At 44.8% G+C, this 18,252-nt stretch carries 15 protein-coding genes; 5 read left to right on the top strand and 10 right to left on the bottom strand.

Annotation, left to right across the window (positions count from 1 at the left end; translation table 11 throughout):
- On the top strand, nt 1-812 hold an 812-nt coding region (locus WBA23_RS09230), incomplete at its 5' end, for a flavodoxin-dependent (E)-4-hydroxy-3-methylbut-2-enyl-diphosphate synthase (protein WP_424581988.1).
- Between the two features lie 3 nt (nt 813-815).
- Here WBA23_RS09230 and WBA23_RS09225 read toward each other — a convergent pair.
- Nucleotides 816-1,937, bottom strand: a complete 1,122-nt coding sequence (locus tag WBA23_RS09225; RefSeq protein WP_424581987.1) for a DUF748 domain-containing protein — start codon at nt 1,935-1,937, stop codon at nt 816-818.
- Between the two features lie 132 nt (nt 1,938-2,069).
- On the opposite strand from WBA23_RS09225, the gene WBA23_RS09220 reads away from it, so the two are divergent.
- From WBA23_RS09220 to WBA23_RS09210, 3 genes are all read left to right on the top strand, one after another.
- Complete coding sequence (locus WBA23_RS09220) at nt 2,070-3,473, top strand: TonB-dependent receptor (protein WP_424581986.1); 1,404 nt, start codon at nt 2,070-2,072, stop codon at nt 3,471-3,473.
- Nucleotides 3,474-3,509: 36 nt separating this feature from the next.
- The gene (locus WBA23_RS09215; protein ID WP_424581985.1) at nt 3,510-5,015 is read left to right on the top strand and encodes a sulfatase-like hydrolase/transferase; all 1,506 of its coding nucleotides are present in this window, start codon (nt 3,510-3,512) and stop codon (nt 5,013-5,015) included.
- Between the two features lie 149 nt (nt 5,016-5,164).
- Nucleotides 5,165-5,758 (top strand): hypothetical protein, encoded by a 594-nt coding sequence (locus tag WBA23_RS09210; protein WP_424581984.1) that lies wholly within the window; start codon nt 5,165-5,167, stop codon nt 5,756-5,758.
- A 129-nt stretch (nt 5,759-5,887) separates the two neighbouring features.
- Here WBA23_RS09210 and WBA23_RS09205 read toward each other — a convergent pair whose 3' ends face one another.
- The 9 genes from WBA23_RS09205 to WBA23_RS09165 form a co-directional block, all read right to left on the bottom strand.
- Entirely contained in the window at nt 5,888-6,712 is an 825-nt protein-coding gene (locus WBA23_RS09205; protein ID WP_424581983.1) for a CheR family methyltransferase, read from the bottom strand.
- Between the two features lie 7 nt (nt 6,713-6,719).
- Nucleotides 6,720-9,197 carry a PAS domain-containing protein gene (locus WBA23_RS09200; protein WP_424581982.1) on the bottom strand — a complete coding sequence of 826 codons (2,478 nt, stop codon included), beginning with the start codon at nt 9,195-9,197 and terminating at the stop codon, nt 6,720-6,722.
- Between the two features lie 11 nt (nt 9,198-9,208).
- The gene (locus WBA23_RS09195) at nt 9,209-9,844 is read right to left on the bottom strand and encodes a chemotaxis protein CheC (protein WP_424581981.1); all 636 of its coding nucleotides are present in this window, start codon (nt 9,842-9,844) and stop codon (nt 9,209-9,211) included.
- Nucleotides 9,845-9,851: 7 nt separating this feature from the next.
- Nucleotides 9,852-11,753, bottom strand: a complete 1,902-nt coding sequence (locus WBA23_RS09190; protein WP_424581980.1) for a chemotaxis protein CheW — start codon at nt 11,751-11,753, stop codon at nt 9,852-9,854.
- Nucleotides 11,754-11,773: 20 nt separating this feature from the next.
- Entirely contained in the window at nt 11,774-12,811 is a 1,038-nt protein-coding gene (gene cheB, locus WBA23_RS09185; protein WP_424581979.1) for a chemotaxis-specific protein-glutamate methyltransferase CheB, read from the bottom strand.
- 12 nt (nt 12,812-12,823) lie between these two features.
- Nucleotides 12,824-13,180 (bottom strand): response regulator, encoded by a 357-nt coding sequence (locus WBA23_RS09180; protein ID WP_424581978.1) that lies wholly within the window; start codon nt 13,178-13,180, stop codon nt 12,824-12,826.
- An 86-nt stretch (nt 13,181-13,266) separates the two neighbouring features.
- The gene (locus WBA23_RS09175) at nt 13,267-13,803 is read right to left on the bottom strand and encodes a chemotaxis protein CheW (protein WP_424581977.1); all 537 of its coding nucleotides are present in this window, start codon (nt 13,801-13,803) and stop codon (nt 13,267-13,269) included.
- 21 nt (nt 13,804-13,824) lie between these two features.
- Nucleotides 13,825-15,792: a PAS domain S-box protein gene (locus WBA23_RS09170; RefSeq protein ID WP_424581976.1), complete on the bottom strand. Its 1,968-nt coding sequence runs from the start codon at nt 15,790-15,792 to the stop codon at nt 13,825-13,827.
- Between the two features lie 662 nt (nt 15,793-16,454).
- Nucleotides 16,455-17,855 carry an MBL fold metallo-hydrolase RNA specificity domain-containing protein gene (locus WBA23_RS09165; protein ID WP_424581975.1) on the bottom strand — a complete coding sequence of 467 codons (1,401 nt, stop codon included), beginning with the start codon at nt 17,853-17,855 and terminating at the stop codon, nt 16,455-16,457.
- 80 nt (nt 17,856-17,935) lie between these two features.
- Here WBA23_RS09165 and WBA23_RS09160 point away from each other — a divergent pair.
- The coding region (locus tag WBA23_RS09160) for a hypothetical protein (RefSeq protein ID WP_424581974.1) at nt 17,936-18,252 on the top strand (317 nt) is incomplete at its 3' end.

The raw sequence follows: 18,252 nt of genomic DNA, 5'->3' as shown, positions 1-18,252 counted from the left end.
GACTTAAAGAAATTCAGCACTATGCAGTATGGCAGCAGCAGGATGATCAGCACAATAAATATCCCTTATTTCTATCGTTAGGGGAATACCAAAGAAACAAAACGCGCCATCAGCAATTAAATTTTTTGCACACTCGCTTGTCAGACTGGAGCGATGCATTTATCCAAACGCTTAAGAATGATCCTACGCTGGTACTACTGCTAGATACTGAGAACCAACACGCCATGCCCGAGCAGCGTAAGTTCTTCTTCAATCTGTTGGAAGCCCACGTGCAAAACCCAGTGATTGTACTGAGAAAATATACCGAAGCGAACGATGAGCAACTTCCGCTGTATGCCGCGACTGACGTAGGCGGATTACTGATTGATGGCTTCGGCGATGGTATTATGTTGAGCACTGCACTGCCAGGTGACCGAGCCGAGCAGCTTGTTCTGATAAAACGCAACAACGGCATTTCTTTCGGCATTCTGCAGGCAGCGCGCACGCGTATGTCTAAAACGGAGTACATCTCCTGCCCCTCTTGTGGTCGCACTCTGTTTGATCTTCAGGAAACCACAGCCATGATTCGTCAGCGCACCGATCATCTGAAGGGGGTAAAAATCGGGATTATGGGCTGCATCGTCAATGGACCGGGCGAAATGGCCGATGCTGACTATGGCTACGTGGGTTCCGGCAAAGGAAAGATCACGCTCTACCGGGGACAGGAAGTGGTGAAGCGCAATGTTCCTTCCGAACAAGCCGTAGATGAACTTATTGAACTCATCCGGGAAGATGAAAACTGGATTGAACCTGAAGTGCTTCCGGCCCAGTAGCACTCATTGTGCACTACTTGCCGAAACCTCGTTTGATGTAGGAGCTTGCTGCTTATCGATTTCTTCCTGAAACGCTTCCGAAATAGCTTCGCCAACTGAGTCAAACACCGACTTCTGCTGGTTCTTCTCTTTCTCTGTGTATTTCCGTTGAATCGGGATGCGCCCCAGTGATTGATCTCCATCGGTCTGTAGAATTTGCAGCCCCATACCGGCTATCAGCTCCCAGCTTTTGCCAAAGAACCCTTCGTCGGAGTTAGAACCGGCCCCAAATTCCACTACTTTAATATTCTTTAAATCGGGGCGAATATAACCGTCAATTACACCGTTACTCACTTCAAGCTCTGAGGCAACATCTAGTTGTCCTTCGTTCATGCTAATCCCGGTATACGCCTCAAAAAAGTCATTCAAGTCTGGCAAATTAATACTTTTGATGGTTAGGTCGGAGACAAAGGCCGGGCGGTCTGGCAGCAAATCCATTTCGGTATCTAAGGTAAGTTCACCGTCTCCAGTAGTCTTTCCTTCCACTTGCAACGAAGCCGGAAATTGTTGCGAGCTTTGCGGCTGATTGGAAATGTTTTTTCCACTAATGGTAAGATCAGTTAGAGAAGCCGTAAGAGGTGGATCAGTGGAACTATCCAGAAAGTGCACTTTTCCCTGCACAATTCGCAAACTAACGACCGTGAATGGGGGAATCTTACCGGAATTGTTTGAACTAGACGAATCGGCTGTAGAAGCTAGTAATCGGGGAAGGCGAGATTGGTAGTACGATTGAGATTTTTTTGATTGACCGGCCTGGCTCATTTCGTAGTTGTACTCAGCATTGCTTAGGTAAACATCTCCTACCAACGTTTTTTGCAATAGATGCTTCCACTGCAAATCCACAAGAATAGTATCCGCCGAGAACATAGGTTTATCACCCTGATCATTGCGCCGATAAATTTTTGTATCAATCATATGTACGGTCGCCTTCCACAAGTTAACGTTTACGTCGCGCACCGTACCCCGAACTCCTTTAGCTTTACTTAGCCGTTGGTTAACAATATTTTCCGCCACCGGGTCAGCCACAATTACTACTGCGACAATTAAAATACCGAGAATCGCTAGGATGATGAATAAGGTTTTCATAAAGTTAGGTTCAAATTAACAAGCAGAGAGGGGTTATCGCATTCGCATTAGTAAAAAACAATAAGACTACCAATACGATATACAAGGTAACCCCTACCCGATGAGTAATGTTATCACTAGAAGAAAGCAACTATGAAAAACGAACGTACTCCATCAACCAAAGAAAAAGCACTGACGCTCAACCTAGACCGTAGCATTTATGGAACTCTAGCAGAGATTGGTGCCGGACAGGAAACCGCTTCCAATTTTTTTAAAGTAGGTAGTGCTTCCGGAACCATTGCTAAAACCATGTCGGCCTACGACATGAAGTTCAGCGATGAAATCTACGGGAAAACCAAACGCTACGTGAGCGAAGAACGCTTAGCTGGAATGCTGCGGCACGAGATGCGGCTGGTTCGAGTTCGGCTTTCGGAAGTTGCTTCAACTACTAAATTTTTCGCTTTTGCCAATACGGTAGAGACACTCAACTACCATAAAACCAATCAGGGCCACGGCTGGTTGGGCATACGGTTTCAGTGCGAGCCGCAGGGGGGCATGAACGAGTGTGTGATCCACGTACTGCTGTACGATAACGAAGCCAGCTTACAGCAGCAAGCACTGGGAGTGCTGGGAGTAAATCTAATCTATGCTTGTACCAAACTATCAGATCCACAGGAAATGATGCTTTCGTTGGTAGACAACTTGACTAGCGACCGCATAGAGATTGATTTTTTCCGGCTAACTGGTCCCGACTTTACTTCGGTGGATAATCGGCTGATGGCGCTTAAGTTGGTGAAGCACGGATTGAGCCGGGCCACTATGTTTGATGCCGACGGTAACGTGCTGCAACCTCAAGAAGCCCTATACAAAAAGAATGTGATGATCTTGCGGGGTCGCTTTCGGCCGGTTACGCATGTGAATATGGATATGCTACACGCCGGTTTACAGGCATTTCAGGAGGCTGAACCCATTGAAGACGAAAACTTAATTCGTATTTCTGAACTGACCCTGAACAGCCTCACCGATGATGCTAAAATTGACGATACAGACTTTCTACACCGGGTGGATATTCTAAGTTCTTTAGATCAGAAAGTAATGATCTCGGACTATCAGCGCTACTATTCGCTAGCCAATTATATTTCTAAAGTTACCCGGGGTAAGATCGCTATCGTGCTCGGAATCAAAAGTTTGCAGCAGCTTTTTGAAGAAGATTACTACCACGATCTGAGCGGGGGCATTCTGGAAGCCTTCGGAACGCTATTTAAGCGCAATATCCGGCTGTATGTGTACCCCGCGTGCCACACCGAGACCCAAGAGTTGATGTGCGTCGATGATTTGGAACTTCCCCATCACTTGGTTAAGCTTTATCAGTACCTGTGCGAAAAGGAGCAGATTGTAGATGTACAGCCTACCAGCAAAGCTAATCTTTCTATCTACAGCGATGATGTACTAGCTATGATCCGTTCGGGGCAGTCCGGTTGGGAAGAAATGGTGCCGCCGAAAGTATCCGAAGCAATCAAGACGAAAGAGCTATTTGACTATCAGGAAGCTAATTGATATTTTGCCGTACGCTACTATCAACTTCCGGTTTCTATGGTGAATCATTTCTTTCTGGTGCTCTTTGCCCTGTCTTCCGTATTAATACAATTTGGCTGTTCCCCAACTGATGAAGAACCGGACCAACCATCGCTGCCCAATATCGTTTTTCTGTTTGCCGATGATATGACGTACACTGCCATTCACGCGCTGGGCAATACGGAGATAGCAACTCCAAATCTGGATAGGCTGGTTCGTGACGGCACCACCTTTACTCATACCTACAATATGGGCGGCTGGAACGGGGCGGTATGTATTGCCTCTCGCAGTATGATGATCTCAGGACGATCACTCTGGCGCGCTAATCAGTTTAAAGATCAGTGGCAGCAGAACGACTCACTGGCATTGGCGCAAACTTGGGGCAACCTGATGGAACAACAGGGATACAACACTTACCTAACCGGCAAATGGCACGTGGCCGCTAACCCTGATTCAGTGTTCCAAGCAGTACGCCACGTACGCCCCGGAATGCCAGGCGATTTTCGTAGCCAAGGTTCGTTTGATCGTCCTGAGACGATGCCATTAGGCTACAACCGGCCTAAAAATGAGCAAGATACCTCCTGGTCGCCCTACGATACGGCGATGGGAGGCTTCTGGGAAGGCGGGCAACACTGGAGCGAAGTACTGCGGGACGATGCGCTGGATTTTCTGGATAGTGCTACTGCTAAACCCGAGCCGTTTTTTATGTACTTGGCATTTAATGCCCCGCACGATCCTCGGCAAGCTCCTAAAGAATACGTAGACCGCTACCCATTAGATAGCATTTCGTTACCCGAAAGCTGGATGCCTCGCTACCCCTACGATGAAGATATTGGTCTGGGAGCCAAACTTCGCGATGAGGCCCTGGCTCCGTTTCCGCGTACCGAATACGCTACCAGAATACACACACAGGAGTACTACGCGATCATCACGCACCTAGATGAGCAAGTTGGCAAAATCTTAGATGCACTGGAAGCCAGCGGAAAAATGGAGGACACCTACGTCTTCTTCTCGGCAGATCACGGATTATCGGTTGGGCGGCATGGCTTGCTGGGCAAACAAAATATGTACGATCATAGCGTACGAGTTCCCCTGATGCTAGTAGGCCCCAAAATACCGGCGAACCAGCGAATAGATGCCGATGTCTACTTGCAAGATGTTATGGCTACCAGCTTAGAGCTAGCCAATATTTCCAAGCCCAACTACGTGGAGTTTACCAGCTTGCTGAATTTGGCTCAGGGTAGAACTGACACCGGAGCCTACGAGGCCATTTATGGTGCTTATATCAATTACCAGCGCATGATTCGTAAGGATGGGATGAAACTAATTGTGTACCCCGACATTAATCAAGTACTTTTGTATGATCTTCAACAAGATCCGCACGAAACAACGAACTTAGCTGATGACCCCGCGTACGCTGATCAAGTAGCCAGTTTATTTCAAGATTTACAGGCACTTCAGCAGCAATACGCCGATACTTTAAACCTAGAACCAACGTACCAACAATTACAGAGTCAGTTATGAAAGAATATTGGAAACCGGAGGCCGGAAAAAACGGGAAAATTGAAAATTAGTGATAACTTCAATAATTTTCATTCTGGTTGGTCGGCAATCCAATCGACCGGAAAACAATTTAGCAATTGAACCATTCAACAATCCAACAATTGAGCACTATGAAAACGTACCTACCGATTTTTCTCTTTATCAGTATCGCTTTATCCTGTGTGGGACAAGAATCCGTTCCTGATGCTGAATTACAGATCAAGAATGCAATACTAGCTGCCCCGGAAGAACTGCGGGGAGAGGCAATGGTTTACGGCTTCAACGAAGCGGGCGAACTGGTAACCTTACGCGAGGGCAGCAACGATATGGTTTGTATCGCCGATGACCCCAACCGAAAAGGGTTCAGCGCCTCGTGCTACCACCGCGATCTGGAACCGTTTATGCAACGAGGGCGCGACCTGAAAAAAGAAGGAAAATCTACCCAAGAGATATTCGATATGCGAGAAACCGAAGTAAAATCCGGCAGTCTCACTATGCCCGAAGACCCAACTACGCTATACGTACTTAGTGCTCCGGAAGATCGCTACAATGCCGAAACCGGTGAAGTAACCGAACCCGATTTTCGTTACGTAGTCTATATTCCCTACGCTACTGCTGCCAGCACTGGCTTACCGCTTAGCCCCGAAGCTCCCGGCATGCCCTGGATTATGGACCCCGGTACGCACCGAGCTCACATTATGATCAATCCTCCCAAAAAAGAATAGGAGTAAAAATATGAAAGGCCGCCGTGGAACGGTGAAAGGTGAACGGTGAACGGTGAACGGTGAACGGTGAAAATTAATAATAACCTCAGCAATCTAGTCATCGAGCAATTCGGTATTCCCCTTAAATTGTTATCCTATCTTCTGGAAAATTTTAGCATCTAAGTTAAGGAAGTGAAACTTGCTTTTGTCAATTAGGGGAACTAGCGCATCGTAGAAGCCAATAATCAGATAGCCTCCCTCGTTAAGATGCTGATGAAAACGCTCCAGCAAGTTAAGTTTTGCTTGATTATCGAAATAGATCATCACATTGCGGCAAAAAATAATATCGAACTGGCCCGGGGGCAGTTCACTGATCAGATTGTGATGACGAAAATCTACGTGCTGAATTAACTGGCTATCCATCATTCCATCACCACCGCCTCGTTGGTAGTACTTCTCAAATGATGCTAGTGAATTATATTCCCGATAATTTTTCCCGTAGTCAGCGAGCTTCATATGATGGTATTTCCCCTGTTGGGCCTCAGCAATGGCAGCGTCGCTAATATCAGTAGCTATTGCTTTACTTTTAGACTGGCATCCACTTTCCTGAAGTACAATTCCCATGGTATACACCTCTTCGCCCGATGAGCATCCGGCGTGCCATATACTGATTTTGTTATTAGCAGCTAGCTTAGGGAGGATATCCGCTTTTAGTGCTCTCCACAGTATTGGGTCCCGAAACATAGCCGTAAGGCCTACCGATACCTCGTCCATGAAACGGTGCACAAACAACTGATCCTTTAGCAGCTTCACCCAGAGGTTATGTACCGTTTCTAGCTTAAGCACGCTAATGCAACGGTCCACCCTTCGCTTAAGGGACGTAGGCTCGTAGCAGGTGAAATCAATTCCGTAGCGGCGTAATATAGCACTAGTCAGTGATTTTAACTCTTCATCAGTAATTTGAGTAGCAGGCATAAAGCACTTACTTTAAGTTAGTTGTAGGTTCTAACAGTACTAGCATTATTTTGGTCTTTTCGCCAGTCAGATCGTCTATTCCGGTAAATGTACCCCGTAAATGCTTTTCTTCCCCATCGTTGGTTAGTAATATAAGATTGTGAGTAGGGTGTTCTTGAATATCATTTAAGGCGGGCAGCGGACACTGGGGAGCTAATAAATCTTTTAGGTGCTTTTGAGCAATGGCGCGACGCTTGTAGCCAAAAACCTCCAAGAAGCACTGATTGGCTTTTTTCAGGCTACCGTGGTTATCCATTTCTAAAGTTGATATCACACTGTTAAATGCTTTTACCTTACTATCTAGCTCCTGCTGTTTTTCTTTCTCATATGTTGTGAATTGAGCGAACATAATAATCCGGTGCAGTTTTCCTTCCAGATCAAATATTGGATTATATGTACCATTCAGCCATAATTCCTGTCCATCTTGTCCCTTAAGTCTAAATTCGCCGGAAAAGAAGGTACCTTCTTTTAGATTGTCCCACATAATTTGGGTTTGAGGCTTTCCTTTCTCTTCTTCTGGTATCAGGAATTCATACGACTGGCCCATCATATCCTTTTTAGTGAACCCGCTCACTTCCAAGAACATATCATTGGCTTTCAGTATTTTTCCTTGATTATTAAATTCAACTACCGCATTAGATTTACTGATGGCTTCCAGTTTGTAGGTATAATCTAGAGTAGCTTCTTTAATTTTGGTTACATCTGCCTGAATAGAGATAAACCGCTCTACTTCGCCCGCTTCATTTTTCACCGGGTTAATCATAAGCGATATCCAGTAGCTTTTTCCACTTTTCGTATAGTTCAGAATTTCCTCGTAAAAGGCAACACCCCTTTTAAGAAATTGACCGATCCGCTTTATTGTTTTAGGATCAGTGTTAGGCCCTTGCAGTACTTCACCGGGTCGTAGCCACATAACCTCTTCAGCCTGATAGCCGGTTAGGTTGACAAACCCATCGTTCACATACTCAATTTGCCCGTATTTATTGGTAATAATCACTGAGTTATCAGTATTGTCGGCTACTAAGGACAACTTTTCTAATACGAGTTTTTTCTCAGTAATATCGGTTCCTAACAGTAAGAATTTTTCTATCTCCCCCTCAGACGAAAGAACCGCTGAGAGCGAAGCATTGATCCACTTCTCTTCTTGATCAGCAGTTTTTAATAAAAAATCACCGGATAAACTTTCTCCCAAAGCTAGCTCTTCCCATATTTTTGAGGTTCCCCGCTCGGCCTCGGCTAAAACTCCTCTCATGCCTTTTATCTTTTCAAGAGGAAATGCAAGTAACTTAGCAAAATTCTGATTGGCGGTTATTAGGCGACCGTCTAAGTGAAAATACCCTACTAATAATGAGGCATCCATTGCTTTAAAAACCCCTTTTAACTCTGCCTGTTTCATCTCCATTTTTTGCTGAGCTAAATGAAGTTCTTCTAAGTATCCACTCATTTTCTCCTCTCGGGTGCGCAGTTCTTCAGCAAGCTTTTGAGAGCTTGCCAACATCTGTCGGGCATGAAAACCTCCTTGAACAATGGCCAGAGTAGATGCCATACTCTCACTTACTTTGCTTAAAAAGGTTAGTTGGTGCTCATCAAAAGGTTTAAAGGAGGCTATCTCAATTACGCCCTTTAACTTTTCTTGAAATAACAGTGGGTAAATGGCTATCGCCTGGGGAGTTGCCTCGCCCAACCCAGAAGTAATGGCTAGGTAGTCTGACGGCACCTTCGTAAGAATAATGGGCTTTCGCTCTAAAGCGCACTGCCCAATCAGTCCCTGCCCTAATTTTACCTTCTTCTCGACATATCTTTTCTTTTGGTATGCGTAGCAGGCTTGTAGCTCTAAAAATGACTCCTCAACTTCCTCTTCTTCATTAAGAATGAACAGTCCTCCCTGATTTGCCTTTAGGTACTTTACTAAATTCTGGATTACCTGATAGCTAAGTTCCGATAGATCTTCAGTGTGTTCTCGTAGTATCTCCGAAAAGTGAGCTAGCCCTTCCGCAACCCAACGGCGTTGTTGCTCCTGATGGCGATAAGTAGTGAAAGTTGTACGGGCGTTTACCAGAGCCTGCCCGAGATATTCATCTGAGGTAAGGTGCACCAGTTCAGTCGTGTTTTCTTCTTTTTCCAGCGCGTTAATAAATACAGTGGCTTCTTCCAGCTTGTCGTACACCCTATCAATCATTTTTTGCCCCGCAACTTGATGGTCAGCACTACTCAGCGGTGGTTTACCATTGGCTAACTGGGTTAAAGACTGTTGTAACTGGCTATGCTGCCGAAGTGATCGATAAAAGATCAATAATAGGTACGTGACCAATACGCCACTGCTTGTCCCAATCCAGAAGTTTTTATACGGAATATCTAGCAACAGAGTACAGATAATTACTAACCAGATAGCAACGGTTAGTAACACTATGTACTTAAACTTCTGAGTGGATACTAAAAACTTCATGGTGATAACTTCTAAGAGTTAGGAAGCTGACGATGCTGCTCTAATGCATTGGCCTGATTCTTTATACAGTCCACAAAATTTTGGTGAAACTTCCAAAAGAAACGAGGTTGAAGGGTGGTATTTTGCTCAAATGAGAAACGCGTATTAGCAAACAGGCAGATGTCACTACCAGCCGAATTCGTAAAATCAGCGAGTACCGTAAGTTGTACCTCTTCAGCGGTGCCCTCTACCAGTTGGGGTACATCTCCGTAGATGCTTACTTGCAGTATGTTAGATGCCTCTGTAATTACTGCTGCTGAAACTATGTTGTCTAGCTCCTTGAGAATGGCTTCTTCCATAAGCTGCCTTTCCTCGGAGGGCTCACCGGGTGGCAAACAGGTACTAAACATTGCCGTACACTCTGATTCGGTGAGCAGAAGAAAGCTTTTACCCTGTATGTCTCCAATAATTTCAGTGGTTATTAATGTAAGGCTTCCCGTTTCTTTCACTGAGAAATCTTCCTCAGTAAATGTTGATATCGTTATACCGGATGTTTCTATTGCCACCCGTTGCTGAGCAATGCTGGAAAATGAGTCGGCGGCACGTACGTAGCCCGCTTCAATAATCTCCTGGGCCAACTGTTTTTCGGGTAAAGTAAGTATTGACATATTCTGTTCAAGATAAAGCCCCCGATTGACGATGGGCGGTTTGAAAAATAAAACTTATAATAGCTGGTACGTGTAAGACCAAACAAACATTACCATTTCCTAGAATGGTGACTCCACTAATAAACTGTACTTGATCTACCGGCTGATTGAGCGGTTTTTCCACAATTTCCTTCCGTTGCAGGAGCTTATCAACGACTAGTCCTACGGTATGGCTACCACCTGACACTACAATAACCTCCAGTTGAGATTCATCGTGAAGCTGCTCCCAGCTTTTGCGAAGATCTTCAGGTTGAGGTACTGATGCGTCTTGGGGCAAAGACAGTATATCTTTTAAAAACACTAGCGATACTGTTTTACCTTGGTAGGTAAACGCCAGCCCCCGTCCTACTTTATGCACCTCCGACCGATAGAGTGAGACTACGGCCTCGGTGTAAGGAAGCGGAATAGCGTATTCCGTCTGATTGGCTTCAAATAGTAAAGTGCCTTTTACCGCCATTGACGAAGGTAAAGACAGTCTGATGCGAGTTCCTTCTCCCGCTGCGCTATGCACCACTACTTTACCGCTTACTGAGTCTAGTGCTTTCTTCACTACATCCATGCCTACTCCTCTTCCCGAAATAGCATTAATTTGCTCATTAGTAGAAAAGCCCGGCTCAAAGATTAGCATTGTTATTTCTTCGTCTGGCATGGTTGCAGCTTGCTCTGCTAAAATCAGGCCTCGTTGGATTCCTCGCTGTCGTACCTTATCAATATTGACCCCGCTGCCATCATCAATAATTTCTATTACGACTCCATCATTTTCATTGCTGGCTTTCAGCGTGACTGTGCCCTGAGGGTCTTTTCCGAGCTGCTTCCGAGCCTCGGGGTGTTCAATACCGTGAGCAATACAGTTACGAACTAGGTGGATCAGCGAATCACTAATAATTTGCAGGATGTTCCGGTCAATCTCAGTATCGGTTCCCTCTAGCTGGAGAGCAACTTCTTTCTTCTCCGAAGCGGATGCATCGCGTACTACCCGATGAAATTTATTGAATAAAAACCCCACCTGCACCAGTCGCACATCCATTACGGAGTACTGTAAATCAGAAGATATGCGGTTTAGGCGAGAATACTCGTTGGCTCCCGTCAGTTCGGCATGAGAAGCAATAATCCGGTCGCGCTCAATAATCAATTCGCCTACTAGGTTAAGTAAATTATCAAGTTTGCGAACTGGCACCTGCACCAAATCCGAGAATACAATTTTATTCTCCGGCGATTGTTCTTGAGGTTCTGGTGCTGTTTTGTTAGTAACTGTTTCTGCACTAGTCTTTTCCGCTACCGCCTCAGTTGGTTCAGGCGCGGTTGCTGTTACCTCTTCTTGGGGGGCCGAAGCTTCTTCCGCTGGTTTACTGGTAGCTGGTGTGTCTTTTTTACTTTTGGCTGGACTTTTTTTACGAGGTTTCCGGATTTTTTTGGTGGATGATGAAGCTGGTTTTACTGACTTAGCTGGTTCTTCTAATTTTTTCTCCACCTTTTCTTCAGACGGAGTACTAGCTTGCTTGCAGATTACTTCTAACTTGGTTTTAATACCTTTGTAGGCCACTTTTGAGCCATCAGTCAATGACCGGATAAGTGCGCCTAAGGTATCGATGGCCTTAAAGAGGGCCGTAAACATATCGGAATTGAGCTCTAGGCGTTGCTCTCGTACTTCGCCAAATAGTGTCTCTAGAGTATGGCCCAGTTCGGCAATCTTCTCAAAACCCATTCCCGCGGCATTTCCCTTCAGGGTATGCGTAATCCGGAAAATGGCATTGATTGCCAATTGGTCGTCCGGTTTCTTTTCTAGCTGAGTAATCAGTCGATTGAGCTCTTCGTGATTTTCGAGAGCCTCTGCTAAAAACAATTCTCTATATTCGTTCTCCTTACTCATTCCTACTAGTTTATTATCGTTTATGCCAAACAGCTCACCACAAAACCCGGAATTTCCTTTAGCGTTAACACCTGATTAATCACTTTACTATCAATAGCACTTTTGGGCATTCCAAACACCACCGAAGACTTTTCATCTTGAGCGATAGTGAACCCTTGCTGCTGCTGAATTGCTTGAAGCCCTTTAGTACCATCTTTTCCCATACCAGTGAGCACAATACCAATTAGTTTCTTTCCGTACACCTTAGCCATTGACGTAAATAACCCATCTATTGAAGGAAAATTAAACTCTTTATACTCTTTCTGAGTATGGTTAAAAACAGGCTGATTGGTACTAATATCTCGAACTACATGGCTATTTTTGTGGCCGGGAAGTACGTAAACTGTTCCTCCAACCAACTCTTCATTCCGTTCAGCTAGCTTTACTCTCAGCGGAATTGTTTGGTTCAGGCGTTTGGCGAAAGATCGCAAAAACTGTTCGGGCATATGCTGGGCGATAATCACTGGAATGTTGAGATTAGCGGGTAGCCCGCTTAGTAACTGCTCAACGGCCATTGGCCCACCGGTGGAAGCTCCGATAGCAATTGCCTCATAGCGTAGCTGTTCATCAAAACTATGGTCGTATGTATTTTTTTTGCCCTGCATTCGGGCAAGCTTACCCAACGACACTTCGGCCGCTACTTTCACCATCTCATTGAGAGGAAACTGTTGCTGTTTGGCTAGCTTGGTTACCTCCTCTTTATTAAGAAAGTCGAAAGCACCCGCTGAGAGAGCTTCAAACACTTTAGGATCTTCTTTTTCTAATGAGCTCAGTAAGATTACGGGCTTAGGATTACTCTGCATTATCTTCTTTACTACGGCCAGCCCGTCGCTCTCTGGCATTACCATATCGGTAATAATCACATCAGGCTGAAGCTGTTGGATCTTCTTTAAACCCTTAGTACCGTTAGAAGCGGTTCCCAGTAGTTCAATAGCGGGGTCGCTTTTTAAGAGATCACTTAAGATAATTCGCATAAATCCTGAGTCCTCAATCAGCAACGTAGTTGTCTTGAGAGGCATACACCGGGCGAATTAAAGTTTGTTCAGTACCTCGAGCAATTTTTCCGAAGTGAAAGGTTTAACAATGTACTCCTTCGCTCCCAAGCTCTTCCCTTCTTCTATGACCGACTCCTGTCCTACCGCGCTAATCATCACTACCTGCGAGGGCAGCTCTTCTTCGTGATACACCTTGAGAATATCTGTACCGATCATGTCGGGAAGAATATTGTCTAGCGTGATAATATCAGGTTGTAGTTCCAGAGCCAGATCAATAGCTTCTTCGCCATTGGCAGCTTCGCCTACCACTTCGAATCCTCCCTCGACAACTGAGTTTTTTATGAGGGTTCTCATGTACAATGAATCATCTACAATAAGTACTTTCTTTGCCATTATATTAAATTTAATGAATGATTAGCGATGGATCATGACTAATGCTTTGTATATCTCGGTAGTCACTAGCGCAATGGCCATAGTCATTATTCATTGGTTACTATCTCCTTACTTAGTACTTGGCTCATTTCATTCTCCTGCATGACCGTAAATACATCAATCAGGATTACCAGTTTCTGGTCTACCTTCACAATTCCCTTGATATAGTTCCGCCCCTCCTGGCTACTTTGCACAATACTAGTGGCATCTTCAATATCACTGGTAGATACTGTAAGTGTATTGGGCACCTCTTTTACTAAGATGCCTACGTTCAGTTTTGGGCTGGCAACCACTAAAGTATAGTTAGAAGAAGTTCCGTCGGTATCCGATTCCTGTGCTAGTAGTCCAAACTTTTCTCTTAGGTCAACAATAGCTAAAATGTTACCCCGGATATTGGCTACCCCCTTAATGTAGGGTGGCACCTGAGGCATGGGAGTGATATTAGGCGTAAAGACCACTTCTTTGATCTGATCAATGGTAATACCGTACTCTTCTTCGCCCAACTTAAAAACAATAAGTTGCTGGCGGGCACTGCTATCAACGGTTTCTTCCGCTTGTTTGGGTTCTAATTCCGTAGCTTCCATAGTGTTGTTCCCGATTATGATTTATAATTGACGAAGTTTGAACTGGCCTACTCCTTTTTGCAGTTCTTCAGCCACGTTAGAAAGCTGATTGCTAGCCTCGGTGATCTCACCCACACTGTTGTTCAAGTCTTGCGATGAGGTGGCCACTTCTTCGGTGCCCGCTGCGGTTTCTTCGGCTACTACCACAATTTGCTCAATATTCTTCGCAACATCATCAATGAAAGCCTTCTGACCGGAAGTGGCTTCCTGAATCTCTTTGGCGTAGCTAAGGGTATTGGTGCTAGCCTCCGAGATTTCCGAGAAAATAGTGGAAGCTTCTTTGGTGGCACTGCTCCCGTCTTCCACGCTTACTTGCATTGTTTCTATAGCTTTGCTAGCCGACTGAGTATCTTTCTGCACGTCGCTAATGATCTTTTCAATATCTACTGCCGACCGCCGGGAGTCTTCGGCTAGCTTTCGGATTTCTTCGGCTACTACCGCAAAGCCTCGGCCGGCATCTCCGGCTCGGGCAGCCTCTATGGCAGCGTTGAGGGCCAGTAAATTCGTTTGGGAGGCAATATCGGAGATTACATTGAGCGTACGTCCGATTTCTTCGGCTCGCTCCGTCAGCACACTGATTGATTCGGTCGTTACATTCGCTGATGAACGGATACCGTCCATATTTTCTACCAGGTTCTTTACAATTAGTAAACCATTTTCGCAGCTTTGCTGCCCCTGGTCGGCTGTTTGGTAAATACTATCTGCTTTTTGCTCCATATCGTTGGCACTAGATAGTACCTGATCTACCAATTTTGATGATTCATCGGTTCTCTGGGCCTGATCTTGTGCTCCCTTAGACATCTGAGAAATAGCGGAAGCTACCTCGCTGGTGTTGTCTCGGATATTTTTACTTCTTTCTAGTAAATTGTTAGCTGAATCACCCACCCGGTCGGCGTTTCTGCCAATACTACCCAGCAGGCTGTTCAAGTTTTCCATTGCTACATTTAACGCGTCTCCCATCTCCTGCACGTATCCTTCGGCCGTTGTCTCAAAGATCTGGGTGAGATCGCCTTGAGCCATACTAGATATTAAATCCCGAACCTGAAGTACGGGTTCTTTGACTTTGGTGATATCAGTAGCAATTTTAATTATTTTCACTATCTGCCCAGTATCGTCTCTTACGGGCGTGTACGAAGCACTTAGCCAAACCCGTTTTCCATCTTTGCTCATCCGTTCAAACTCTCCCGCTTGAATATTTCCTTGAGCCAGATCCGTCCAAAAATTCTCATATTCGGATGTCTTGGTATATTCAGGGTTGCAGAAGATTCGGTGGTGCTTGCCCTCAACCTCGCTAGCGCTTGAGTAACCAACGGCCCGAAGAAAGTTATCATTAGCCGAGATGATGGTGCCATCTGGTTCAAACTCTATATAAGCCCACCCAGTGTCTACCGCTCGTTGTATTTGCTCGGCCTTTTCTTTCGCAACCTTTCCTTGGGTAATGTCTTTAATGAAAGCAGTATACTGTAAAGCGTCACCCACTTTTACTTTACTGAGTGATAGGTTACCCCAAAACTTACTGCCATCCTTACGAACCATCTCCAAATCGCGCCCTTGCCCAACCACTTTATTTTTACCAGTGGTCATATTGGCTTCTACGTACTGGTCGTGGTTGCCCCGGTGTTCCATAGGTACAATCATCTTTACGTTTTGGCCTAACACCTCTTCCCGGCTATAACCAAACATACGCTCAGCTGCCTTATTATAGAAGGTTACGATCTTATCGGAGTTGATAGTGACTACAGAATCTACTGCTTGTTCCAGTATTTCTTCGCTTCGTTTCTGGGCTTGCTCTAGCTCCTGTTGCACGGCCTGACCTTTTTCCAATGTCTCGGTCATTTTCTTCAGGTCAGCCTCTAACTTAGCTTGTTCCTTTTTCAACTGGTCTAACTCAGTGTTAGATTTGCTACCGTTAGACTTAGTGGTTGTGGAAGTTTTTTGGGCGGTCTTCATCTATTTGTGGTTTAGAGAATTTATCTAGTGAGTTAATGATTTATTGTATTTTCCTCAAAGATGCTACTCTCTTCTCCGCTAATCGACCAAGAACGTCTGCTTTAGGCAAGCCTGTATGATTTGCGTATAATCTACGCTATACCTAATTTATCTATATAATTTTTAATATTTTCTTTTAAATAAAACACAGAATAAGAAATTGTATTTAATAGCATAATTCTAATAATTTCATTCTCAACCTGTCTGGTATTGGTGCGTTTACATTTTTGTAGTTTGAAGTAATTCACTGTGAAAGACAAATAACTGTTTATCAGATGAATACGCTAAATTTTCAAGCTAATAAACTTCTTTAATATTTCTGCAAAGTGTATTAGCAAGAAAGTTTTTTCAACTTTCTCTTTTGCATCGAGTAATAAAACTTTACCGAGAAATGGTAAAATTGTGATTTGGATAGCTAATGAAGGTAACATCTGTTGTGCATACTTACTTTTAACCTAAACCGGCATGGTAATACTAGTATTAATTACTTCAGCCTATAGGTAATGTTGTAAGCAGCGAACCGAAGTATTATTTGCACCAATTATCGCTTTGCCAGTAGTTGCCCTCTATCAGATTTAACCTCAACAACCTATGGGCACTATTCGCAAGAAAATCAATTCAAGCTAGATTCCTGTAAACAACGTATGCTGTTCCTGATAATCAGGAATATGAACATTAGACCAACCATTAGCTTCTAAGCTTTCTTGCATTACTTTGGCACTCTCTACTTCACCGTGTACTAGGAAGGTTCGTTTGGGGTGCTCCTTCAGCGTGTTGACCCAATGCAGTAGTTCGCTCTGGTCAGCGTGAGCCGATAGGCCATCGATGCGGCGTACCTGCATTTTAAGTGGCACGTTCTGCCCAAAAATACGAATGGTTTCTTCCTGGTCAAGAATTCTTCGCCCCCGGGTTCCTTTAGCTTGGTAGCCAACAAATAAAATAGTATCATCGGGGCGGTCTAAACGGCGAACCAGATGATGCAGTATCCGCCCACCCGTACACATACCACTGGAGGAAACAATAATGGCGTTCTTCTGAATTTCATTTATGCTCTGAGAAGCAGCTACACTGCGGTAGTAGTTGAAAAACTCGTAGTCGAATATTGCTTCGTGGTACTGTAAATCTTGATCACGTAGCTTGTGAAAGGTGAAGAAACGCTTGTAAAGCTTAGTTACATTAATTGCCATGGGACTATCCAGATAAACGGGCACCTTCGGTATTTTACCCGCTTCCATTAACGTTTTTAGGTAGTACATCACCGTTTGGGTGCGTCCTACGGCAAAGGCGGGAATTAATAGACAGCCACCCCGGTCCATCGCTTCGTTCACTACTTCCGCAAATTCTTCGGTAGGATCTTCCGATAGATTCTCCCGGTCGCCATAGGTAGACTCCACCAACAAAACATCCGTTTGGGTCATAGATACCGGATCGCGCATCACCGGTTGGTTGTAGCGACCTAAATCGCCCGAAAAGATAATAGTTTTACTTTGTGACTTCCCACGTACATTCAGTTCTACCCAGCCAGCCCCCAAAATATGACCGGCATTATGGAACTTCAGCCGAATGTCGTCACGCAAATAAATATCTTCATCAAACTCATGGGGTTCAAATAGCCGAAATGTATTTTCAGCGTCTTCGGTAGTATACAGCGGCTTCGGTGGTTTGTGCTTAGAGTATCCTTTCTTTCGGGCCCAATTAGCTTCCTCTTCCTGTAGTTTAGCCGAATCAAGCAACATAATACGAGCCAGTTCGGCGGTAGCCGTAGTGCAGTAGATTGGTCCATCGTAGCCTTCCTTTACCAATCTCGGTAAATAGCCAATGTGATCAATATGAGAGTGAGAAATTACCAATGCCTCTACCTCCGACACATTCATTGGAAACGGATCCCAGTTGCGCTGCCGCAGTTTCTTTAGCCCTTGAAACAGACCGCAGTCCATCAGTACCTGAAAATCATCAAAATGCAGTAAGTGCTTGGAACCGGTCACCGACTGGGCCGCTCCGAGAAATTGGATAGAGACGTTCATTGATGTAGTTTTGATGGTTGATACATAAACCGTCGAATCAGCTCAGGTGTTTGGCGGTTGGGTATAGTAAATCGTCCGTTATGAAATCTAAGCGTAAGATTACTCTGGCCATTGGATTGGCTATTGCTATAATTATTAGCGCACTCTACTGGATTTTTTATACTCCGAATCTGTCCGATGACGAAGTGGCCTACGTACTAGTTGGAGCGGTTACTCCTCAGAGTGCCGTAGTATCCTTTAAAACGTACCAGTCGGCAAAGGTACGAGTGCAAGTAAGTACTGAGGCGATAACCTTCGCTAATCCCCGCTATTCGCCTTATACCGAAACGACCGCTGAAAACTATAATACGGGTAAGGTCAATCTAGACAGTCTTCGGCCAAATACTCAGTATTATTA

This window comes from Tunicatimonas sp., from assembly GCF_049647865.1.
Classification (GTDB): domain Bacteria; phylum Bacteroidota; class Bacteroidia; order Cytophagales; family Cyclobacteriaceae; genus Tunicatimonas.
This window is presented reverse-complemented; position numbering and strand designations above follow the sequence as displayed.

Excerpts from the sequence above, each read along its gene's own strand:
- WBA23_RS09225 (WP_424581987.1), bottom strand. The coding sequence starts at position 1,937 with ATGAAAACCTTATTCATCATCCTAGCGATTCTCGGTATTTTAATTGTC.
- WBA23_RS09220 (WP_424581986.1), top strand. The coding sequence starts at position 2,070 with ATGAAAAACGAACGTACTCCATCAACCAAAGAAAAAGCACTGACGCTC.
- WBA23_RS09215 (WP_424581985.1), top strand. The coding sequence starts at position 3,510 with ATGGTGAATCATTTCTTTCTGGTGCTCTTTGCCCTGTCTTCCGTATTA.
- WBA23_RS09210 (WP_424581984.1), top strand. The coding sequence starts at position 5,165 with ATGAAAACGTACCTACCGATTTTTCTCTTTATCAGTATCGCTTTATCC.
- WBA23_RS09205 (WP_424581983.1), bottom strand. The coding sequence starts at position 6,712 with ATGCCTGCTACTCAAATTACTGATGAAGAGTTAAAATCACTGACTAGT.
- WBA23_RS09200 (WP_424581982.1), bottom strand. The coding sequence starts at position 9,197 with ATGAAGTTTTTAGTATCCACTCAGAAGTTTAAGTACATAGTGTTACTA.
- WBA23_RS09195 (WP_424581981.1), bottom strand. The coding sequence starts at position 9,844 with ATGTCAATACTTACTTTACCCGAAAAACAGTTGGCCCAGGAGATTATT.
- WBA23_RS09190 (WP_424581980.1), bottom strand. The coding sequence starts at position 11,753 with ATGAGTAAGGAGAACGAATATAGAGAATTGTTTTTAGCAGAGGCTCTC.
- cheB (WP_424581979.1), bottom strand. The coding sequence starts at position 12,811 with ATGCCTCTCAAGACAACTACGTTGCTGATTGAGGACTCAGGATTTATG.
- WBA23_RS09180 (WP_424581978.1), bottom strand. The coding sequence starts at position 13,180 with ATGGCAAAGAAAGTACTTATTGTAGATGATTCATTGTACATGAGAACC.
- WBA23_RS09175 (WP_424581977.1), bottom strand. The coding sequence starts at position 13,803 with ATGGAAGCTACGGAATTAGAACCCAAACAAGCGGAAGAAACCGTTGAT.
- WBA23_RS09170 (WP_424581976.1), bottom strand. The coding sequence starts at position 15,792 with ATGAAGACCGCCCAAAAAACTTCCACAACCACTAAGTCTAACGGTAGC.
- WBA23_RS09165 (WP_424581975.1), bottom strand. The coding sequence starts at position 17,855 with ATGAACGTCTCTATCCAATTTCTCGGAGCGGCCCAGTCGGTGACCGGT.